The sequence below is a fragment of the Paenibacillus chartarius genome, assembly GCF_042432825.1.
Taxonomy (GTDB): Bacteria; Bacillota; Bacilli; order Paenibacillales; family NBRC-103111; genus Gordoniibacillus; species Gordoniibacillus chartarius.
In genome coordinates, this window is the sequence record NZ_JBHLWN010000068.1 from 45,560 (window position 1) to 65,474 (window position 19,915).

A 19,915-nucleotide genomic window follows, 5' to 3' on the forward strand; every position below is an offset into this window, starting at 1 on the left:
TTGCAGCTTCGATTCGGACGGATGCCGAATAAATAAGCGGGTTGAAGGAGAGGCAGAACATCGATGACAACGGACCAAAAGCACATTTTAGCGATTTCCGCCCACGCCGGCGACCAGGAGCTGACGGCGGGAGCCGTCATCGCGAAATATACGATGGAAGGCCATAAAGCGACGTTCCTGCATCTGACGCCGGGGGAGAAAGGGCATCCGCGCCTCACGCCGGACGAATACAAGAAGCAGAAAATCGAGGAAGCATACCGGGCGGCCGACATTCTCGGCGCCGACGTGCGGTTCTTCGATTACAAGGATGCGGAACTTCCGGTCCATGACGAGATTAAGTACCGGGTCGCCGACGTCATCCGCGAAGTGAAGCCGGATATCATCATTACGCACTGGAAGAACAGCATGCACAAGGATCACGCCAATACGCACCGGATCGTGGAGGACGCGCATTTCTATGCGGCGCTGAAGACAATTGAGCGCGAGCTCCCGGCCCATTATGCGAGGAAGCTGTATTTTTCGGAAAACTGGGAGGATATGGACGAATTCGTGCCGGAGGTGTTCGTCGACATCCCGGAGGATGCGTTCGAAACGTGGATCAAAGCGATCGGCGAGTATGCCTTCGCGCGCGGCGAAACGTACGGCTTTCCGTATATCGACTACTATAAGGCGCTTACGGTTGTCCGCGGCGCTCCGGTTTACTTCAAGCGGGCGCAAGGGTTTATGGTGCCGAAGGGCGGGCTGAATCAGCGGCTGCAGTGGCTCGGGTAAAATAACGAAGGCGCAGCTGCGGCGGCGTGATGCCGGCAGCTGCGCCTCTGTCGTTGCACTATAGTAAGTTGATTTAGGGGGACTGGACTTCAAATGTTGGAAGAGCCGCATAAAGCAACTTTTCAAGGCTCGGTCGATGGATATTGGGAAAGGTAGGGGAACGAGTGTCGAGCAGCTGTTAAACGCGTATGCACAATAGATGCCTTAAGCGGCTTCAATCTTTTGGCTAGAAAAACCGTTATCCGTCAGGTACAGCGGTTTGTGCTGAATAACGGATTTGCAGGGAGCTATTTTCACCATTTGGATGAAGTTCAGGCAATTAGCGGATTTCCAGAATCTTATTGGACTGCAAAGCCGCAAAATCGTGCCGCATCGGGGCTGCCCAGAAAAAATAAGACCTCACAGATCCGTTTTATGAGCTTTTCGCAGCCTAACAAGAGAGATAACGCCTAGTAAATCCTTTATTCAGGTCACCTAGTCTTACTGCATATTCAGGCAGGCCATCGGCTTTTGCTCCGGTTCCAGCCGAGCTTGGGCTAGATCGTTTTGCTCCACGCAGCATCAACATCCCCGGGAGCAAGACGAGATGAATAACGGATTTGCTAATCTCTAGGTGCCATGAAGACCCAAGACCGCCCAAAAGGGGCCGGCTTTTCGGATCCAAGGTGCCACGATGGACCCAAGTGCCTTTAAATACATTATCGGGACATATTCTAGCCGGCGTTTCCTATACTCCGCTTTTTTGCCGATCCAGGGCTAGTCCGGCTTGCGCCCCGCGGTCTCCGCATCCTTGGCGGCAAGCCGTGCCGCCCCGTAGGCGGCGCTGCAGCGCATGAGCGTCGTGCGGACCTTGGGCCAGCTCTTGTGAAGCTCGGCTTCGAACGCTTGCCGGAATAAGGCCGAGTGGGCGAAAATCGATCCGGCCAGCACCAGCTCGGCTGCTGCGAACGAAGCGTCTTTACGGATCAGCGCAGACGCCTGCTCGGCGAGGGCGACGGCCTCCGCCGTCAGCAGCCGAATCGCGGCGGAATCGCCAAGTAAGGACGATTCGATGCAATAACGGGCGAAAGCGGCGATATCCTGCTTCGAGCGTTCCGGGGCGTATACGTAATCCTTGAGCTGCTGAGGCTCGGACAGCCCGACGGATGACAGCGCCTTCTCGCTCATCAATGTAGCCGGACGCATCCCGTCGTAGCTGTGCATGACCGCCTGCAGCGTGCGGAGTCCGATCATGTAACCGCTTCCCGCATCGCCGAGCAGATGTCCCCAGCCGCCGACGCGAAGCTTGCGTCCTTCCGGTGTTATGCCGTACAGGATGGAGCCGGTGCCGCTGATCGCGACGATTCCTTCGCGCTTGCCGACCGACCCGAACAACGCGGTTTCCGCATCGTTGCTGATTGCGACGATCGCGTCGGCGGCTCCCCGCTGCCGGAGCCATCCCGTCAGGGCGTCGGACCATTTGCGCTTGTCCTCCTCGCGGTCAACGCCGGCAAGTCCGACGCCGAGACCTGCGCAAGCTTCCGGTTGAAGCGGCGATTCCAGCCAAAGCCGTTCCAGCAGCCGGATAATTTCCGATAATGCGCGGTCGAAGCCGACCGCGAAGGCGTTGCTGGCGCCGCCGGTGAAGCCGGCAAGCTGCTCTCCATCCAGCGTTAAAGCGGCAATCTCCGTCTTTGTGCCGCCACCGTCAATGCCGATCGTATAGGGCATATGGATCTTCTCCTGATCTTTTGCTTTTCACTTCTATCTTGTAGTATAAACAGAGAGGTATTCATTTGTAAAATAAAATTTCATTATCGATAATCTTATTGAAATATAATTTTATACAAGCTATAATGAGCTCACTGGAAAAGGTACAGAACGTTGCCGCTCAGGGAGAGGTGATCGCCGGGTGAATGGCGGATTAGTGAGATTGAAAGAGTTGTATCAAGATTTGAAGCCGTCCGAGCAGATCGCTGCCTCGTACATTCTTCAGCATCCCGAACGGATGCTGGGGCTGTCCATCGCCCAGCTCGCCGATGAGAGCGGTTCCAGTCAAGCTGCTATCGTGCGCCTTTGCAAGTCAATGGGCGTTAAAGGCTATCAGGATTTGAAGCTGAAGGTTGCAGGCGACCTGCAGCAAGGACAGTCGGGGCGCAGCGGCGCCGGATATTTGGAAATCCGGTCCGGGGAATCGGTTGAGAACATCATCGAATGCGTGTCCGGCAACAACGTACAATCGATTCTGGACACGGTCAAGGTGCTTGACGCTGCGGTCGTTGCACAGGCGATTGCAGCGCTCGACAAGGCGCGGAGAATTTTTTTCTACGGCATCGGAGCTTCGAACTTGATTGCGATGGACGCCCAGCAAAAGTTTCTGCGTATTTCGAAGACGGCGCTTTCTTTCGCCGATCCGCATGTGCAGCTGACCGCCTCCGTCTCCTTGGGAGCGGGCGACGTCGCCGTCGGCATCTCGTATTCCGGCGAGACGAAGCCGGTGATCGCCGCGCTGCGCAGTGCGCGCGAACAAGGGGCCGAAACGATTTCGATTACGAAGTACGGCAATACGACGCTCAGCACTTATGCCGACTATCCGCTGTTTATTTCCTCAACGGAGCATGAAATCCGCAGCGGAGCGATGGCGTCGCGGATATCGCAGCTGAACGTGATCGACATCTTGTACTTGGGCGTTGCAAGCCGCGATTACGATCAGTCGGTACAGCATCTGGAACGGAGCCGAAGGGCGATCAAAGAAACGGAACACTGAGACGAACGCCGCCGACGAGGCGCGCCGAGGCTGCGGTACGCCCTCGTTGAGCGAGGCGGAGACGGCCTCTTTATGTCTAAAGGGAGGTTACCGTATGAGAACCACCATCATGACCGGTTCGGACCGGCTGGCGGAAGCGGAGAGCGACTGGCCAAGCGGCCTGCGCCTCGGGCTGCTGACGAATCCGACCGGCGTCAATGCCGGCTTCGAGACGACGGCCGAGCTCTGCTCCCGTCTGACCCGTGTCCGGTTGACTGCACTCATGGCGTGCGAGCACGGCATCCGCGGCGAACGCCAGGCAGGCGTGCTGTTCGAGGACGAACGCGACGAACGTCTCCAAGTGCCGGTTTACAGCCTGTACAGCTCCGCCGGCAAGCGCCCGCTGCCCTATATGCTGGACAATCTCGATGCCGTCCTGTTCGACATTCAAGATGTCGGCGTACGGTTCTATACGTATATTTCGACGCTGAAGACGGTTATGGAGTCTTGTGCGGAGGCGGGGAAAGCCGTAATCGTGCTGGATCGGCCGAACCCGCTCGGCGGCGGAGCGGGGGAAGGCGGCTTGCTGGAGCCGGGCTTCGAATCGTTCGTCGGTGCGGCCCGTATGCCGATCCGCACGGGGCTGACGATCGGAGAGACGGCGCAGTACTTGAACGGTTTGCTTCCGCAGCCCTGCCGGCTGCAGGTCGTTCCGCTCAAGGGCTGGAACCGTTCTATGGGCTATGAGGAAACGGGGCTTCCGTGGATCGTGCCGTCGCCGAACATTCCGACACTCGAGACGGTTCGTCTTTATGCCGGCATCTGCCTCTTCGAGGGCACGAACGTTTCGGAGGGCCGCGGCACGACGAGGCCGTTCGAGCAGATCGGGGCGCCGTGGATCGACGGCGAGCGGCTCGCGGACGAATTCAACGGACGAGGTATGCCGGGCGTGCATGCGCATCCCGTGTACTTTACGCCGACGTTCTCGAAGCATCAAGGGGAGCTGTGCGGCGGGGTTCGCTTGTTCGTTACGGATGCTGCGGCATTCATGGCGGTCCGGACGGGGCTGTATCTGCTGAACGCCGTTCATCGTCTCCACCCGGACCGGTTCGTCTGGCTTCCCCCATACCGCGAAGGGGGAAGGCCGTTTATCGATCTGCTGACCGGCAGCGAGCTTGTCCGGGAGACGGTGACGGGCGATGACGGTCCGGAGCGCATCGGCACCGTGTGGGCGGAGCATGAGAACGCATGGAATGAGCAGCGGAAACGCTATGAAATATACTCATAGAGACGGGAAGTGAAGGCTGTGTTGTTGGACGTTCGGAACATGACCCTGGAAGAAAAAATCGGGCAGCTGCTGCTCGTCGGCTTCGAAGGAACGGAGCCTTCCTCGCAAATCGTCCGGCTCATTCGCAAGCACCGGGTCGGCGGCGTCATCTACTTTGCGCGGAACGTTCGCAATAAGAAGCAGCTGGCCGAGCTGAGCGATGCGCTGCAGCAGGAGGCGCGGGAAGCCGGAACGCTGCCGCTGTGGATCTCCATCGATCAGGAGGGCGGCATGGTCGCCCGCATTACCGACGGCGTCGCCCTCATGCCTGGCGCTATGGCGCTTGCCGCCGGCGGCTCCTTAGACGATGCATACGAAGTGGCGCATATCACGGGTAAGGAGCTGCGTGCGCTCGGCATCAATTTGAACTATGCGCCGGTGCTCGACGTGAACAACAATGCCCGCAATCCGGTCATCGGCGTGCGTTCCTTCGGCGAATCGCCGGATGCGGTCGCCGCGTTCGGCGCGGCAACGGTAAGGGGTCTGCAGGATGCCGGCGTAGCGGCGACGGCGAAGCATTTTCCCGGGCATGGAGACACGGAGACGGACTCCCATTTGGATTTGCCGGTCGTGCCGCACGGCGAGGAGCGTATACGCGAGGTGGAGCTGAAGCCGTTCGTGCGTGCGATCGAGGAAGGCGTCGATCTGATCATGTCGTCGCATATTTATTTTCCGGCGTTCGAGCCGCAGCGGCTGCCCGTCACGCTGTCTCACCGCGTGTTGACCGGACTGCTGCGGGAGGAGCTGGGCTACAAGGGAGTGATCGTGACCGATTGCATGGAAATGCATGCGATTTCGAAGCATTTCGGGACGGTTCAAGCCGCAGTGGCGGCGATAGAAGCGGGCGCCGATGCGGTTCTCCTCAGCCACACGTACGAGCTGCAGACAGGGGCGATCGAGGCCATTGCGGATGCGGTGCGCACAGGAAGGCTGAGCGAAGCGCGGATCGACGCCTCCGTGGAACGGCTGCTTGCTCTGAAGGCTAAGCGCGGCATCATAGGCGCACAAGAAGATCAGCCATTGACGGAGCGTCTTGCAGCCGTGGGCACGGCCGAGCACTTGGCGGCAGCGCGGCGGTTCAGCGAGAAGAGCGTTACGGTTGTCAAGGACGGCGGACTGCTGCCGCTGGCGGCGGAACCGACACTCGTCATTGCTATTGAGCCGTCAGTCGTGACGATGGTCGATGATGTTATGAAGACGCAGCTTACGCTCGGCAAGGCGCTGTCGGCGCTCGGCTTCGACGTACGGGAGGAGCTGATCCCGCTGACGGATACGAAAGCGCTTCTTGGGCAAACGCTTACAATAGCTGCGGAGTTTGACCAAATCGTCGTAGCGACGTATAATGCGGCGTTCGACCCGCATCAGGCCGGCTTGGTGAACGGTTTACTTGCAGCGGGGAAACGGCCGATCGTCGTAGCGACGCGAAATCCGTACGATTGGGCCTCGTTCCCGGAGGCGCCGGCATACGTTTGCACCTACGAAAGCAGACCGCTGGCCTTGGAAAGCGCCGCCAGCGTACTTGCCGGCCGGATCGCGCCGAAGGGAAAGCTTCCGGTGTCGATCGCTCCGCATGTTCAGGCCGGCTGGGGGGTGACCGACCTTGCTCGCGGCCCTGCTGAATAAGAGGACCAAGCTCGTGGCCGGCCTCATGTCGGGCACGTCGCTGGACGGGATCGACGCGGCGATCGTCCGCATCGAAGGCGCCGGTCCGGGCAGCCGGATCGAGATGGTGCATTTTAGTTCGTATCCGTTTGAGGCCGAGCTGAGGGAGCGGTTGAAGGCCATTTGCTCGACCGATCAATCGTCAACGCCCGACGTTTGCGGGATGAATTTCTACTTGGGTGCGCGTTTCGCCGAGGCGGTCAGGCTAGCTGCGAACGATGCGGGCATCGGCTTGGCGGAAATCGACCTGATTGCGTCGCACGGCCAGACGGTTTGGCACCTCCCGACAGACGATCCCGTACATCCGTACCGGGTGCGTTCCACCCTGCAGATCGGCGACATCAGCGTCATCGCCAAGGAGACGGGCATCGTCACTGTGGGCGACTTCCGGACAGCGGACATGGCGGTAGGCGGCCAAGGGGCGCCGCTAGTGCCCTATGCCGACTACTTGCTGCTGCGGGATGAGCGCCACGGGCGCATCGCTCAAAATATCGGAGGCATCGGCAACTGCACGGCGATTCCGGCCGGCGGCAAGCCGGAGCAGGTCGTCGCTTTCGATACCGGACCCGGCAATATGATCATCGATCAAGCGGTTTTGGAGCTGAGCGGCGGCCGGCTCGTCTACGACGGGGGAGGTGCTTGGGCGGCTTCGGGCTCAGTCAGGGAGGATTTGCTGGCAGGGCTCATGGCGCACCCGTATTTCGCACTGCCGCCGGTCAAGACGACAGGCCGTGAAATGTTCGGCAAAGCGTTTGCCGCATCGTGGATCGCCGAAGCGAGAGCGGCTGGCGCGGCCGATGCCGATATAGTCGCGACGGCGACGGCGTTCACGGCCCGCTCGATTGCGGACGGCTATCGCCGCTTTATTTTCCCGGACATGGCGGTTCGCGATGTGATCGTATCGGGCGGCGGTGCCCGCAACGATACGCTGCTGCGCATGCTGGCCGGCGAATTGCCGGAGCAGCAGGTGCACCGCTCGGACGCTTTCGGTATAGACAGTGACGCCAAGGAAGCGATTGTATTTGCACTGCTTGGTTGTCATTTCGTGCATGGCGTCCCGAACAATATGCCGTCGGCGACCGGAGCCAGAACGGCAACGGTTATGGGAAAATTGGCCCTTCCTTAAGCACGCTGCTGGATGCCGCTGCACGATTCGCCAGGACGATCCAGAGCGGATGGAAAATTTTGCGGGTTTTCACCCCTTGTTGTCGTATGGTACAGTTTCAGGAGCCGAAACCTCCCCTTCCGGAGAGGTGCGGGGGACGCTTTTCGGCGAACGGAAAAACGCGGCACGCGTGTGTGCGTTGATCGTTCGTCAGGGGTGAATCTCGGTGTCGAAACCCGAGTAGGGACTAACCTTTGGTCCGAACCCGTCAACTAACCTCGTAGGCAATATAATCAAAGGGGTAACTGCATACGATGACTGTGAAGTCAACCGTTCCATGGCGCGCAGGCCTTGTTCTGGGCTTGTCGCTGCTCGGCTTTAGTTTGGCTGCAGGAGGCTCGCCGGCTCACGCCGCAGCGGCCGCGGATCATACTTACGTTGCGCAAGGCGACGATACGTTCTGGCTTATTTCCAAAAAGCTAAACGTGCCGCTTCAGGCGTTGGTGGATGCGAACCCTGATGTTTCGGCAACGAACATATACCCGGGATTAACGATTCGGCTGCCGGAAACATCAGCCTCAGGCACGGTGCATACTGCATCGGCCGAAGCGCCGGCGGAAGCGGCAACCCTCATGCGGGCAGCGTCCACAGAGCCGACCGTTACCGCTGCAAGCGGCGAGGTCTTGGCGTACAGCAAGACGATCTCGGCCGTTGCGAGCGCTTATTCGGACAGTCCGAGTGAAAACGGGGCGTGGGGGGCTGTCGACTACTTCGGCAAACCGCTCGCTCTCGGTACGATCGCGGTAGATCCGAGCGTCATTCCGCTCGGCACAAAGGTGTATGTAACCGGCTATACGTTTAGCGGCCTCCCGACCGGAATAGTCGCCACGGCATCGGATATGGGCGGCGCGATTAAAGGAAACCGGATCGACATGTTCATTCCCCGCTCCGTCGGCAACGCTTGGAGCTTCGGTCTGCAAAACGTGACGATCTACGTACTGAAATAAGAAAAGCTTTGAGCCCCCGGACTCCGTCGATTGACGGGAACGGGGGCTTTTGCATGGTTATTTGGCCTTCGAAACATGCAGCAGCTCAGGTACCGTAACAAAGCGGTATCCTTGCTGTTTCAGCGATTGAATGACACCGGGCAGAGCCTGTACCGTACCCGACAAATCTTGTCCTTGCCCGCCTCCGCAGTGCTGCAAAATAATCGAGCCGCTCCGCGCCGCAGCCAATATATTGCTGCTCACCTGATCCGCCTTCAAGCTTTTCCAATCGAGCGAGTCTACGTTCCAGTTCACAATCAGGAACTGATGCTCGCCGGCCCAGCGCACCTGGTCTTCGTTGACCGCGCCGTATGGCGGCCGGAACAGACGCGGCTCGTAGCCGGCCAGCTCTTTCAGAATCGATTGGGTCGATTCAATCTGCTTCTCGAAATTGGCCGTTGACAGCTTGGGCATCACCGCGTGGCTGTAGGAATGGTTGCCGATGCTGTGGCCTTCGCGTACCATGCGCGACACCAGCTCGGGGTATTCCTTCGCTTTGGATCCAATGACGAAGAACGTCGCTTTGACATTCATGCTCTTCAGCACGTCCAGCACTTGAGCCGTATATTTATCGTCAGGGCCGTCATCGAAGGTGAGCGCGATGTTGTTCTCTGAAGCGGAACCGGCAACTTTAAAATAATCCGAGTATTTCATCCGCAGCTGCGCAAGGGTCAACGACTTCTGCGCAATACGGTGCTGCTGTACGGGAACGGACTTTTTCTCCGGACGTTCTTTCTTTGCATTCGCGGCAGGCTTCTTGACCGGCTTCTCGGATTCCTTATCGTCCGATCCGGTGTCGCGCGGGTTTGCGGCGGCCGATGCCGAAACGCCTTGCTTTCCGGTGTCCGGGGCTGCCGGGGACGGCGGCACCGGCACGGGCTTTGGCTCGCTTACTTGGGCGGGCGGAATCGGTTCGGGAACGGCCGCTCCGGGCGATGCTGGCGGAATCGGAGCAGGCAGGGGGGCAGCCGTCTCGGTCCGGACGGTCGTTTTGCGGGGTTCGAGCTCGGTTACCGCAGGCCGTTCCGGTTCCGGGAGTGCCATTCCCGCTGCACCGGTTTCGGTGCGGCTTCCGCCGCTGCCCCCGCCGGCAAGTCCGCAGCCGCCTCCCGTTGCAACGATCGCCAAGGCGGCGATTCCGATGAAGAGCGACTTATTCCTCACGTCATAACCCTCCCCCAGTGTGATTTTGTCATAGTTTGTGCGATTGAACGGTTATTATCCGTGCTGTTTCCAATCATTGGATACATGAAGAAGGGCGATTCCGTCCAAAATGAGGCAGTCTCGATATTTATGGAGAAAGCATCCATGAAATAGGAGGATCGAAGTCATTGAAACGGATCGTATTACCGCACAAGAAGCTGGTGAGAGCGGTGCTGATCGCGGCGGGATTTGCGGCGATGCAGCCGGTACCCGCCTACGGGGCGGCGGGCGACGGCATCCGGAGCCCCGATCCTAAGGCGGCTGTATACGTGCAGGTGAATGATACGGTGCTGGCATTTCCCGATTTACAGCCCTATGTCAATGCCGAAGGACGGCTCATTGTTCCGGTTCGTCCTCTCGCGGAAGCTTTGGGAGTGCAGGTGGAGGTTGGCTTCAATGCGGGGGGCTTTTACAGCCCGGCTGCACATGTGACGCTTCGTAAAGGGAATAAACAATTGGATCTGTTCGAAGGGTCGATAACGGCATCGGCGGACGGATTGCCCGAGCTGCTGGAGGCCGAGCCGAAGGTGGAGGCAGGACGCTTTACGGTGCCGTACGCGTCCGTAATCAGATGGCTCGGGCATGCTGCAAGGTGGGACGAAGAGACCGGCACGGCGCTCGTGGCGACGGACGGTCAAAGCCATATTCCCGCCGTGCAAACCGTTCCTGCAACTTCGAATCTGATCGTCGACACCGTCGAAGATTATTTGGGAGTGCCGTATGTATGGGGCGGCACGAAGCCGGACGGCTTCGATTGCTCCGGCTTTGTTCAGTACGTGTACCGCCAGCATGGCGTCGAGCTGCCGCGGACGTCCCGGGAAATGTATACCGTCGGCGACCACGTTCGCGAGCTGCAGCCGGGCGATCTCGTATTTTTCCGGACGGTCGGAAAGACGACATCTCATGTCGGCATCTACATAGGAGATAATCGTTTCATCTCGGCGACGACTTCGTACGGCGTTCATGTCGCCAATCTGTACAGCTCTTACTGGGGGCCGAAATACGTAGGCGCTAGACGCGTATTATAATGTGGGGCAGTTAGGAACGTTGAGTCAATAAAATCTAAGCCGGGCAAGGCTCAACCTTACCCGGCTTCTATGTTTGTTGCCGTTATCTCGCTTGGTCGTTACCTGCTCTTCACGAGCAGCTCGACGGCATCTTGAATGACTTTGTCGGGGCTATTGCCCTTCTCCAGCTCTTCGGAGATGCAGTGCTGCAGGTTTGCACCAATCACGACACCGATCGTCCGGTCGACAGCCGTCCGTACGGCCGACAGCTGAGTCACGATGTCCCGGCAGTCTTCTCCGGAATCGAGCATTCCGAGCACGCCGCGGATTTGGCCTTCAATCCGCTTCAATCTATTTTTCAATGCGTTGTCGTATTCCATATCGCCTCTCCTTAAATGAAGAGATTGACCGCGGCATCCTCCGCTTCGCCCAAATAACTTGCTACTCCTGCGTAGTCGATGCCGTCGATCAATTCTTCCCGCTTGATACCCATTATATCCATACTCATCGTACATGCAATGAGTTTCACTCCGGAGCGGATTGCGCCTTGCATCAAAGACTCCAGAGATTCGACATGCTTCTTCTCCATGACGTGACGGATCATCTTTGCGCCTATTCCGCCCATGTTCATTTTTGAAATCGGCAATTGGCCCGTTCCTTTGGGCAGCATCATACCGAACATTTTCTCCAATCCGTCCTTCGCTGCCGGCGGAGCATCTTCCTTGCGCAGCACGCTCAAACCCCAGAACGTGAAGAACATTGTGACCTTCTTGCCCATCGCCGCTGCACCCGAAGCAATGATGAAGGCGGCTATAGTTTTGTCGAGATCTCCGCTGAAGACGACCATCGTCGTTCCTTCGGCACGCTCCGGAAGGACATCCGACCGAGGCGGGGATATCGTCACTTTGCCTTTGCGGACTACCGCCTTTACGGTGCCGGACGATGTATCGACCGATTCCAGCGTATGGCCGGTCTTCTCCGACCACTTCCGGATATCGGCGGCAAAGCCGAAGTCGGTAGCGTGAATCTCAAGCCGTTCTCCTTCGGCGATGCTTTGCATCGTTTCGTAAACTTTCATGATCGGCCCCGGACACTGCAGCCCGCAAGCGTCGACAAGAACAGGAGGACGGGCGGCATCCGTATCGGCCGACGACGTTGCAGGCGTTGCTGGCACAGCAGGAACCGGGAAGCTTGTCATCATCGCCGAATACGTTTTATAGCCTCCGTCCACGTTGCGTACGCGGAATCCGTGCTGCTGCAGCAGGCGAGCCGCTGCGTATCCGCGCTGCCCGACCTGGCACGATACAGCGAGAGGAGCGTCCTTTGGAATATGTTGCAGCGAAAAGCGCAGCGAGTTCAGAGGCATGCAGACAGAGCCGGGAATGAAACCGAGCTCCCGTTCGATTTCGTCCCGAACGTCGATCAGCAGACCACCTTCTTGAACGAATCGGTCCACTTCATGCCACTGCATCGTCTCGACCAAACCGTCCATCACGTTGGAGGCGACATAGCCGGCCATATTGACCGGATCTTTCGCCGAAGAATAAGGAGGGGCATACGCCAATTCCAGATCGGCCAGCTCGTCGGCTCTCAGGCCTCCCCGCATCGCCGTTGCGATCACATCGATTCGCTTGTCCGCGCCATCCGCTCCGACCGCTTGCGCGCCAAGAATTCGGCCGGAGTCTTTATCGAAGAGCAGCTTGAGCGAAATGGAGGCGGCTCCGGGGTAATAGCCCGCATGAGAGCTTGGATGAATATGAACGGTTTCGTAAGGGATGCCGAGCCTTTTCAGCGTTTTCTCGTTATTGCCGGTTACGGCGGCAGTAAGGTCGAACACTTTCACAATGGCCGTACCGAAGGCGCCGGCATACGAAGCCGGTTTTCCGTTAATATGGTCGGCAGCAAGCCTGCCTTGCCGGTTCGCTCCCCAAGCGAGCGGAACGACCGTCTCGAAGCCGTGGATTCGATCTTTTACTTCAATGGCATCGCCAACAGCATAAATGGCCGGATCGCTTGTCTGCAAATGCTCATTTACCCGGATGGAGCCCCTGACGCCCAACTCCAGGCCGGCCTGCCGCGCCAGCTCGCTTTCCGGTTGAACGCCGACGGCAAGCACGATCATATCGGTAACGAACTGGCTGCCGGATGCAAGCCGTATCGTTCGTCCCCGATCAACGAGTTCGGCGACCGCGTCATTGAACACCATTGCGACGCCTTTGAGCGCCAGGTGCTGCTCGACGATCTTCGCCATCTCCGGGTCAAGCGGCCCGAGCACTTGCGGATTCCGCTCGATTACGGTGACCTCGAGGCCGCGATGGCGAAGGTTTTCCGCCATCTCGATACCGATAAAGCCGCCCCCGATAATCGTCGCGTGCTTCGGCTTGATGCTGTCAACGTGCGCTTTAATCTTGTCTGTGTCAGGGATACTGCGGAGGGTAAATACCGACTCGGCATCGGACAAGCCCGGAATGTCCGGAACGATCGGACGTGCCCCGGGCGACAGAATGACGATGTCGTAAGCTTGCTCATGGATGTCTCCGGTTACAACGTTGCGGGCGATCACCTTCTTGGCGGCACGGTCGATCGCCGTCACTTCGTTGAGCGTGCGGACGTCGATGCGAAACCGATCGTTCATCGCCTGAGGAGACTGAATCAGCAGCTTGTCGCGGCTCGCAATCGTTTCACCGATATAGTAAGGCAAGCCGCAGTTGGCAAAAGAAATATGCTCGCCTCGTTCGTACATAATGATCCGATCGTTCTCGCCCAGCCGACGAAGGCGCGCCGCCGCGGAAGCTCCGCCAGCCACGCCGCCGATAATAACTATTGTTCTATTCATTTGTTATCACTCCTAAAGTAAAAATGTCAAATACCCCTACGGGTATAATAATACCCCACGGGGTATGTAGAAGTCTATAAAAAAAATAACGGCGGACGGAACATCGCTTTTCGTGTTCCCATCTTCGCCGTCAATCGTCCCTTCGTTACCTTGCCCAAATCGCCAGCAGCCCCAAATATTCCTTCAGCGCGAGCGCCGTCAGCCCCATTCCCTGCGCGGATGGAATGTACGACAGCAGGGAAACGCCGATGTCCGTGTTTACTTTATAATCAGTCGGATACGCAATGGCATCGATCCCGTTCTGCCGGAATTCCGCCATTGACCGCGGCATATGGAAGGCGGAGGTGACCAGCAGCGGCTTGCTCCAGCCTTCCTGCTTCAGAATCGCCGCACTGTTAATGGCGTTCTCCTTTGTATTGCGGCTCGTCCTGTCTAACCGGATGCGCTCCGGCGGAACGCCGAGGCCGATCAGCTCGCGCTGCGCAATCTCGCCTTCATTGCCCGTCGTCGCGAAAACCTGGCCGCCGCTGACGGTAATCGGCAGCCCCGTCGCCAGCTGCAAGCGTGCGGCTGTGACGATGCGCGCGGCCGTATCCGATTGGGCATGGCCGAGGCTGCCTCCTACGTTCGGCGTATCCAGCGTCGCTCCGCCTGTCAGTATCACGATGCTGTCCGCTTGCAGCTGCCCGGGAGGAACGTACTGCCGTTCGAGAGAATGGGTAAGCAGCGAGCCGAAAAGCGGGGTGGAGACGATAGCGAACAGCACCGTGCCGATACCGGTAACGGCAGCGGCGCGACGGTGTGTCGTGCGTGCAAAGAGCCAAATGGAGGCTGCGCCAAACCAGATTACGAAGCAGGCGGGCGGCAGGAGTAAGGAGTACACGGATTTTACTAACAGCAGCAGCATATGAAGCCCTTACACCCGATCGAAATCCGGCTGCCAGTTCCGGATCGCTTTCTTGATATCGTCAGGCTTCATGGCCGACTCGGCGGCGCGGGCGGCAAGCGCAGGCAGCTCATCATCCCCGGCAAAACGCAGCGCAACGATCTGCTTAATGGTCAATCTCCGGTCAAGAGGCTTCGAGGTCAGGATGTAATGGCGAAGGTTCGTCTCGGCTCGAATGGCGCGGTCCTGTACTTTATTGCCGTACAGCCTTGTCAATGCACCGATGTTCAGCAGCGTGAATCCGATCAGAAACAGCAGCAGCGTTTGGAACGTGAACGATCCCTGGGCCGATTGCACGATCAGGTTGACAAGCGTTCCGATGAAAATGATCAGGCTGAGCGGTGCGGCGGCCATGTGATAGAGCGGGTCTAAACGACGATGATTGCTGTACTCTTGATTTTGCGGCACGTTGGCCATACGAGAATGCCTCCTTAACGGATATAATAGGTTGACACCTACTCCAAACTTTGACATGCTAGTAACAAAAATGCAAGGGAGCATTACATGCAAACAGGACCTCGCAAACCATCACAGCCGGAAGCGATGCTGTTCGATCTCGACGGCACGCTGTTTCAGACGGAGACGCTGCTGCTGCCGGCTTACCATGCAGCATTCGGCCAGCTTCGGGAGGAAGGCCTGTACAACGGACCGACTCCGCCGGAGGAGCGCATTCTCGGCTCGCTCGGGATGCTGCTTGAGCATATTTGGCAGCGGGTGCTGCCGGAGGCGCCGCCCGCCGTGCACCGCCGATTGGACGAGCTGCTGCTGCAGCGGCAGCTGGAAGGGCTCGAACAAGGCGTCGGCAATTTATACGGCGGGGTGGCGGACACGCTGCGGACGCTGCACGCACGCGGCATACGTCTGTTCATTGCCAGCAACGGACTGGAGGAGTACGTCAAGCAGGTCCCGCGGGCGACGGGGATTGCTGAATATTTTGAAGGCTTCTACAGTGCCGGAGAGTACCGGACCCGTTCCAAGGTCGATCTGGTCAGGCTGCTGCTCGACCGCCATCACATTTCATCGGCTTGGATGGTCGGGGACCGGTCATCCGATGTGGAGGCCGGCCGGCGCAACGGGCTGACCGTCGTCGGCTGCGATTATGCCGGCTTCCGTTCCGACGGAGAGCTCGACGGAGACGATATTCGGATTACGCAGTTTGCGCAGCTGCTGGACCATTTGGCTTAATCTTACCAGCCCGGCGGCGGATCCCCGAGGTTGCGGCTTGTGACAGCCTCGAACGTGTGGCGATGCCGTTCGCGGCCGCCTTCGGCATACACGACGCCGCCGGTGAGCGGGGTTCCGCCTGTGCCTTGCGCCTGTACCGGCTTCGTATAATTGTAGTAGGTGACGTCGCTGACGGTATGATAGTGAGAGCCGTCAGGAAGCGGTATCGCCGGTCCCGTACGGTCGTAATAGCGGTGGGTATGACCCGCCGCAGCTTCCGTGATGCCTTGGAAATAATGGAAGTGCCCGTCGTAGGCGCTGCCGTTTGCTGCATAAACGTAGCCGAGCAAGCGGTGCCGGTGACCCTCTTCAACGGACGTAAATGCACCGAACGCATGCGTATGCGGCGGATGCCGCCGCCAGTCCGGCTTCAGGCATGGAACCTTGCGAAGCATAGAATCACCCGCCCTTATCGAGAGTTCAATATTTACACGGAAAACAAGCAGCGACGCCCGGATTATTCCGAACGCCGCTGTTTGCGCTGCTTCAGCAGCCATAACGCATACTCCAGCGGACGGGATATCGCCCTTGCGTATACGTCCTTCTCTCCGATCTTGCGGAACACTTCCCTCGAAGGCTTGGGATTCACCTCAAGCAGCCAGACATGGCCTTTCGGATCGACGGCCAAATCGATGCCCAGCTCGCACAATGAGCCGTACTTTTGCTCCAAGTGATCGGCAATGATGTACGCCAGCCGATGCATAGACCGCTCGATCGCCGCGACCTGCGCGCGGGGGAAGCGCCGGGCGAGCAGCTGCTCGGTCTGTGCCGCCGTGCCGCCGCCATGCAGATTGGATGTGATCGAGCGCGGTGCGCCGATGCGGCCTGCGCAGCCGGTGACGTCCCATTGTCCGCGGCCGTTCTTTTGGATCAGCAGCCGGAAATCGTGAACGCGTCCGTCCGGCAGGACCAGGTTAATGCCCTGCTGCACCAAGTATTGCTCGGTCAGCCCCAGCGCGCCGAGCTTGGCGGCAAGCTGAGCGTCACTAATTCGCTGCGGCTGAAGAATGACCCGGTTGGCATTGCGGCCTTGCACCAAGTAATTTCCGGAGGACGTCTGTTCGATCCGGAGAATGCCCCGCCCGCCCGTGCCGTTGCGAGGCTTCAAATAAACAAGCTTATGTTTCTTGATGAATTTGACCGTATCCGGGATGCCGGTAAATTTTACGGTAACCGGCAGATGCGGAGCGATGCGGTCATTCTCGGACATGTATTGGTAGATGACCCATTTGTTGGCGAGCGGCCGGCCCAAGTATATTAATTTCGGGAACTGGTTGCGGAACGCTTTGACTTGATGATACTTAACCGGCCCCTGGTAGCGGCACCGATCGTAGATCAGATCCGGGATATTTGTCCAGCGGCGTATCCACTTTCCGGACGTACGGTCAAACACGAGAGCGCGAATTGCAGTCTGATCGGGCTTGACGTCTTCGGCCGTAAAGACGAGAACGTCGAGCCCTAGTGTGCGGCCGCGTTGCGACAGCTTCTGGAAGAATGCAAGCTCCTCCAGCTTTTTCTTGTTCATATAAACCGCCAATACGCCAAGACGGGGAAGGCTCAACCCAGTCACCTTCTTTTGTTCTTTTTGGCCAGGTACATCGCATAACGAATCGTGCGTTCAAGAGACTTGCGGCGAATTTCCGGTTCGTCGAACTTCATCGGTTTCGCGTTCGCTTCGAAGAACCATACCCGGCCATCCGTATCGACGCCGAGATCCATCGACATCTCCCCGTAGGTATGCCCCGACGATGCCTCGATTCGGGCGGCAATCTTCAGCGCTGCCTTCTTCACACGCTCGAGAATGCTTTCGGCCTCCGCCGGTCCGAATGCGGAGCTGAGCACTCGGCGCGGCTCGTTGATGGAGCCACCGCGCGGTACATGCGTTGTGATGCTCGCCTTGCCGGCGACCCGGGCGCCGACGCCGGTGACGCTCCATTTGCCCGTGCCTGTTTTCTGCACCAGCGCGCGCAAGTCGTACGGACGTTTGTTGTAGCGGGCGAGTCGGATGCCTTGCTGAACAATATATTCTTTGGACCCGATTTCCGAGCGAAGCTCAGGCCACAGTTCTTCGATACTGCTGAAGACGGCTTCTTGGGAGCCGGTCGTATCTTGCAGCTTCAGCACATACTTGGGCTGACCGCTGCGGAGCGGGCGCTCCAGCCGCATGATGCCTCTGCCGGCCTTGCCCTTCACCGGCTTCAAATACACCGTCCCGTGATCGTTCAAGAGCTGCTCCAATTGCCGGGAGCCAGTGAGCTGATGAGTAACCGGGATGAAGCGGCGCGTTTCGGCGGAGCGGTTCAGCCACTCGGAAAGAGACCATTTGTTAAAAAAGGACGGGTTGAACAGCTGAACTTTACGGCTTTTGAGACACATTTGGATCGTCTGCTGCACTTCCGGGAGCATCTCAAGCTTGCGGTACGGCACCCGGTTATAGATGACGTGCGGCATCGTTACCGGGCTGCGCCGCCATTTGCGGGCTTTGAAGTCGTAGCAGTAAGCGAGAAACAGGTCGCCGGTCAGCTTCAGGTCGGCTGTCGTCACGACGTAAACCTGGGCGCCGAGCTCCTCGCCGATGCGGATAATATCGATAAAATTTTGCTTATTGCCGCGGAATACCCGCTTTTGATCGGCTACCGTGAGAATGGCGATAACCGTTCGGCTGCCGTTAGGTTGAGAGGGCATTACGAATCCCTCCTCGCCTTAAATTGGCTGGCGTGCAGGCAGTAGTCGAATATGTTGGCAAGCGACTGGTAATCGGCCGACTTCAGGGATGGATGCTTGAAAATCGAGCGTCCCGGCTTGGCGTTAGCCTCGAACATCCATATCCGCTCGCTGCTGTCTATGCCGATGTCGAAGCCGAGCTCGCCCAGCCGGTGATGGTGATGGCGTTCGATCGCCTCGGCGAGGCGGATGGCCGTATCCTTGGCCTTCTGCAGAATTTGCTCGCCCCGCGCCCCGTACACTTGGCGCATCACCTGCTCCGGCGTCATCAGCATGCCGCCGCTGCGGACGTGCGTCGTCACGGAGCCTTTGCCGGCCTTCTTCGCGCCGATCGCGGCCACGACCCAGCGGTTATTTCCGTTCTTGGTCATATGGAAACGGAAGTCGATCGGGCAGCTGTCGATTTCGATAAGCCGGATGCCCTGCTGAGCGACGTAATGGTTAAGCCGTCCTTTGCCCGTGCCGAGCATGCGCATAAGGCTTTCAAACTTGTCGAAGCGGATCAGCACGTTCTTGCCGTTCTGGCGGTAGCGGGCGAAATAGCCGCGCTTCGGCGTATAGGTCAGCCGGTAAATGCCGATACCGAGCGAGCCTCCCGTCGGCTTCAAGTAAATAAAGCGATGCTTCTCGAGCATGTTTCTGATCTGTTCCGCCGACGGATTCAGATGCGATTCCGGTACGTGTTGAAACGCTTCGTCATTGCGGAGCAGGTCGTACACATCCCACTTATCGAAGAAGCTCCAGTTAAACAGCGGGATGCCCCGCTTCACAAAGCGCTGCTTGAAGCTGTTGAGCGAAATGCCTTGATCGGCTTGGCGGCTCGGAAGCCGGTTGTACACGACGTCCGGCAGCGGCACGGTCTTGCGAATCCAGCTGCCGCTTGGCTGCAGAAAGTAGCCGACGACGGTCCCGTTCTGCCATCTGACATCCCTCGGGGTGAAGACGAATGGCAGCGTCGAAGCATCTTTGCCGATTTCCATAATTTGTTTCATAAAACTGGTTAGTGTACCGAATGGCGCGGTCTTGTTGTTGAAGGCGCTGGCGAGCACCCCTACCAGCGGCCCGATGCGCATTTCGCCGCGTCCCGCGGAAATGGCGGAACATTGGCCGGTGCGCGGCAGCTTCAAAGCGGTCACAAGCGACAGCGGGAGGTACAAATGATTTCCGGCTTTCTTCACGAGCCGGAGCGGAGCCGTGACCGACGCGGAGCCGAGATGAACACGGACGTTCTTTGCTCCGTTCAAGCGCAGCGCACGCGCCAGTTCACCGGACACATAGACGGCGCGTTCCGCGCGCTGCGTTGCATGAATCGTGCAGGTTGTCAAACTCATGGGGTTTG

General features: G+C 58.5%; 18 protein-coding genes and 1 riboswitch. Of the genes, 8 read left to right on the forward strand and 10 right to left on the reverse strand.

Annotation, left to right across the window (positions count from 1 at the left end; genetic code table 11):
- The first annotated feature begins 63 nt into the window (after positions 1 to 63).
- Entirely contained in the window at positions 64 to 771 is a 708-nt protein-coding gene (locus ACFFK0_RS16740) for a PIG-L deacetylase family protein (RefSeq protein ID WP_377471412.1), read from the forward strand.
- Positions 772 to 1,527: 756 nt separating this feature from the next.
- Here ACFFK0_RS16740 and ACFFK0_RS16745 read toward each other — a convergent pair.
- The gene (locus tag ACFFK0_RS16745; RefSeq protein ID WP_377471413.1) at positions 1,528 to 2,481 is read right to left on the reverse strand and encodes an N-acetylglucosamine kinase; all 954 of its coding nucleotides are present in this window, start codon (positions 2,479 to 2,481) and stop codon (positions 1,528 to 1,530) included.
- Between the two features lie 181 nt (positions 2,482 to 2,662).
- Here ACFFK0_RS16745 and ACFFK0_RS16750 point away from each other — a divergent pair, with 181 nt between their 5' ends.
- The 5 genes from ACFFK0_RS16750 to ACFFK0_RS16770 all read left to right on the forward strand — a co-directional run bounded on the left by ACFFK0_RS16750 (position 2,663) and on the right by ACFFK0_RS16770 (position 8,597).
- Positions 2,663 to 3,517, forward strand: coding sequence for a MurR/RpiR family transcriptional regulator (locus ACFFK0_RS16750; protein ID WP_377471414.1), 855 nt, complete (start codon positions 2,663 to 2,665; stop codon positions 3,515 to 3,517).
- Between the two features lie 94 nt (positions 3,518 to 3,611).
- Positions 3,612 to 4,784 carry a DUF1343 domain-containing protein gene (locus ACFFK0_RS16755; protein ID WP_377471415.1) on the forward strand — a complete coding sequence of 391 codons (1,173 nt, stop codon included), beginning with the start codon at positions 3,612 to 3,614 and terminating at the stop codon, positions 4,782 to 4,784.
- Between the two features lie 39 nt (positions 4,785 to 4,823).
- Positions 4,824 to 6,446, forward strand: coding sequence for a beta-N-acetylhexosaminidase (gene nagZ / locus ACFFK0_RS16760; protein ID WP_377471416.1), 1,623 nt, complete (start codon positions 4,824 to 4,826; stop codon positions 6,444 to 6,446).
- Positions 6,424 to 7,611 (forward strand): anhydro-N-acetylmuramic acid kinase, encoded by a 1,188-nt coding sequence (locus ACFFK0_RS16765; RefSeq protein WP_377471417.1) that lies wholly within the window; start codon positions 6,424 to 6,426, stop codon positions 7,609 to 7,611. The genes nagZ and ACFFK0_RS16765 overlap by 23 nt, the downstream gene beginning before the upstream one ends.
- Before the next feature lie 92 nt (positions 7,612 to 7,703).
- Positions 7,704 to 7,894: riboswitch (cyclic di-AMP (ydaO/yuaA leader) on the forward strand.
- A gap of 10 nt (positions 7,895 to 7,904) precedes the next feature.
- Complete coding sequence (locus tag ACFFK0_RS16770; protein WP_377471418.1) at positions 7,905 to 8,597, forward strand: 3D domain-containing protein; 693 nt, start codon at positions 7,905 to 7,907, stop codon at positions 8,595 to 8,597.
- A gap of 57 nt (positions 8,598 to 8,654) precedes the next feature.
- On the opposite strand, the gene ACFFK0_RS16775 is transcribed toward ACFFK0_RS16770, so the two are convergent.
- Positions 8,655 to 9,800, reverse strand: coding sequence for a polysaccharide deacetylase family protein (locus tag ACFFK0_RS16775; RefSeq protein WP_377471419.1), 1,146 nt, complete (start codon positions 9,798 to 9,800; stop codon positions 8,655 to 8,657).
- 167 nt (positions 9,801 to 9,967) lie between these two features.
- On the opposite strand from ACFFK0_RS16775, the gene ACFFK0_RS16780 reads away from it, so the two are divergent.
- Positions 9,968 to 10,867 (forward strand): C40 family peptidase, encoded by a 900-nt coding sequence (locus ACFFK0_RS16780; protein WP_377471420.1) that lies wholly within the window; start codon positions 9,968 to 9,970, stop codon positions 10,865 to 10,867.
- 98 nt (positions 10,868 to 10,965) lie between these two features.
- Here ACFFK0_RS16780 and ACFFK0_RS16785 read toward each other — a convergent pair whose 3' ends face one another.
- The 4 genes from ACFFK0_RS16785 to ACFFK0_RS16800 all read right to left on the reverse strand — a co-directional run bounded on the left by ACFFK0_RS16785 (position 10,966) and on the right by ACFFK0_RS16800 (position 15,045).
- A complete protein-coding gene (locus ACFFK0_RS16785; protein ID WP_377471421.1) occupies positions 10,966 to 11,226 on the reverse strand; it encodes a metal-sensitive transcriptional regulator in 261 nt (86 codons plus the stop codon).
- 11 nt (positions 11,227 to 11,237) lie between these two features.
- Positions 11,238 to 13,682, reverse strand: coding sequence for a CoA-disulfide reductase (locus ACFFK0_RS16790; protein WP_377471422.1), 2,445 nt, complete (start codon positions 13,680 to 13,682; stop codon positions 11,238 to 11,240).
- 145 nt (positions 13,683 to 13,827) lie between these two features.
- Positions 13,828 to 14,589 (reverse strand): YdcF family protein, encoded by a 762-nt coding sequence (locus tag ACFFK0_RS16795; protein ID WP_377471423.1) that lies wholly within the window; start codon positions 14,587 to 14,589, stop codon positions 13,828 to 13,830.
- 9 nt (positions 14,590 to 14,598) lie between these two features.
- The gene (locus ACFFK0_RS16800; protein ID WP_377471424.1) at positions 14,599 to 15,045 is read right to left on the reverse strand and encodes a DUF6526 family protein; all 447 of its coding nucleotides are present in this window, start codon (positions 15,043 to 15,045) and stop codon (positions 14,599 to 14,601) included.
- Positions 15,046 to 15,132: 87 nt separating this feature from the next.
- Between ACFFK0_RS16800 and ACFFK0_RS16805 the strand changes: the two genes are divergently transcribed.
- Positions 15,133 to 15,813: an HAD family hydrolase gene (locus ACFFK0_RS16805; protein WP_377471425.1), complete on the forward strand. Its 681-nt coding sequence runs from the start codon at positions 15,133 to 15,135 to the stop codon at positions 15,811 to 15,813.
- A gap of 2 nt (positions 15,814 to 15,815) precedes the next feature.
- Here the strand turns inward: ACFFK0_RS16805 and ACFFK0_RS16810 are convergent, their stop codons facing one another.
- The 4 genes from ACFFK0_RS16810 to ACFFK0_RS16825 form a co-directional block, all read right to left on the reverse strand.
- Positions 15,816 to 16,247 carry a YmaF family protein gene (locus ACFFK0_RS16810; protein WP_377471426.1) on the reverse strand — a complete coding sequence of 144 codons (432 nt, stop codon included), beginning with the start codon at positions 16,245 to 16,247 and terminating at the stop codon, positions 15,816 to 15,818.
- A gap of 62 nt (positions 16,248 to 16,309) precedes the next feature.
- On the reverse strand, positions 16,310 to 17,377 hold the full coding sequence (locus ACFFK0_RS16815) for a YheC/YheD family endospore coat-associated protein (protein WP_377471427.1): 1,068 nt from the start codon (positions 17,375 to 17,377) through the stop codon (positions 16,310 to 16,312).
- Positions 17,378 to 17,418: 41 nt separating this feature from the next.
- Positions 17,419 to 18,537, reverse strand: a complete 1,119-nt coding sequence (locus ACFFK0_RS16820) for a YheC/YheD family endospore coat-associated protein (protein WP_377471429.1) — start codon at positions 18,535 to 18,537, stop codon at positions 17,419 to 17,421.
- A complete protein-coding gene (locus tag ACFFK0_RS16825) occupies positions 18,537 to 19,907 on the reverse strand; it encodes a YheC/YheD family endospore coat-associated protein (protein ID WP_377471430.1) in 1,371 nt (456 codons plus the stop codon). Before ACFFK0_RS16825 ends, ACFFK0_RS16820 begins: the two co-directional genes overlap by 1 nt.
- Positions 19,908 to 19,915: the final 8 nt, after the last annotated feature.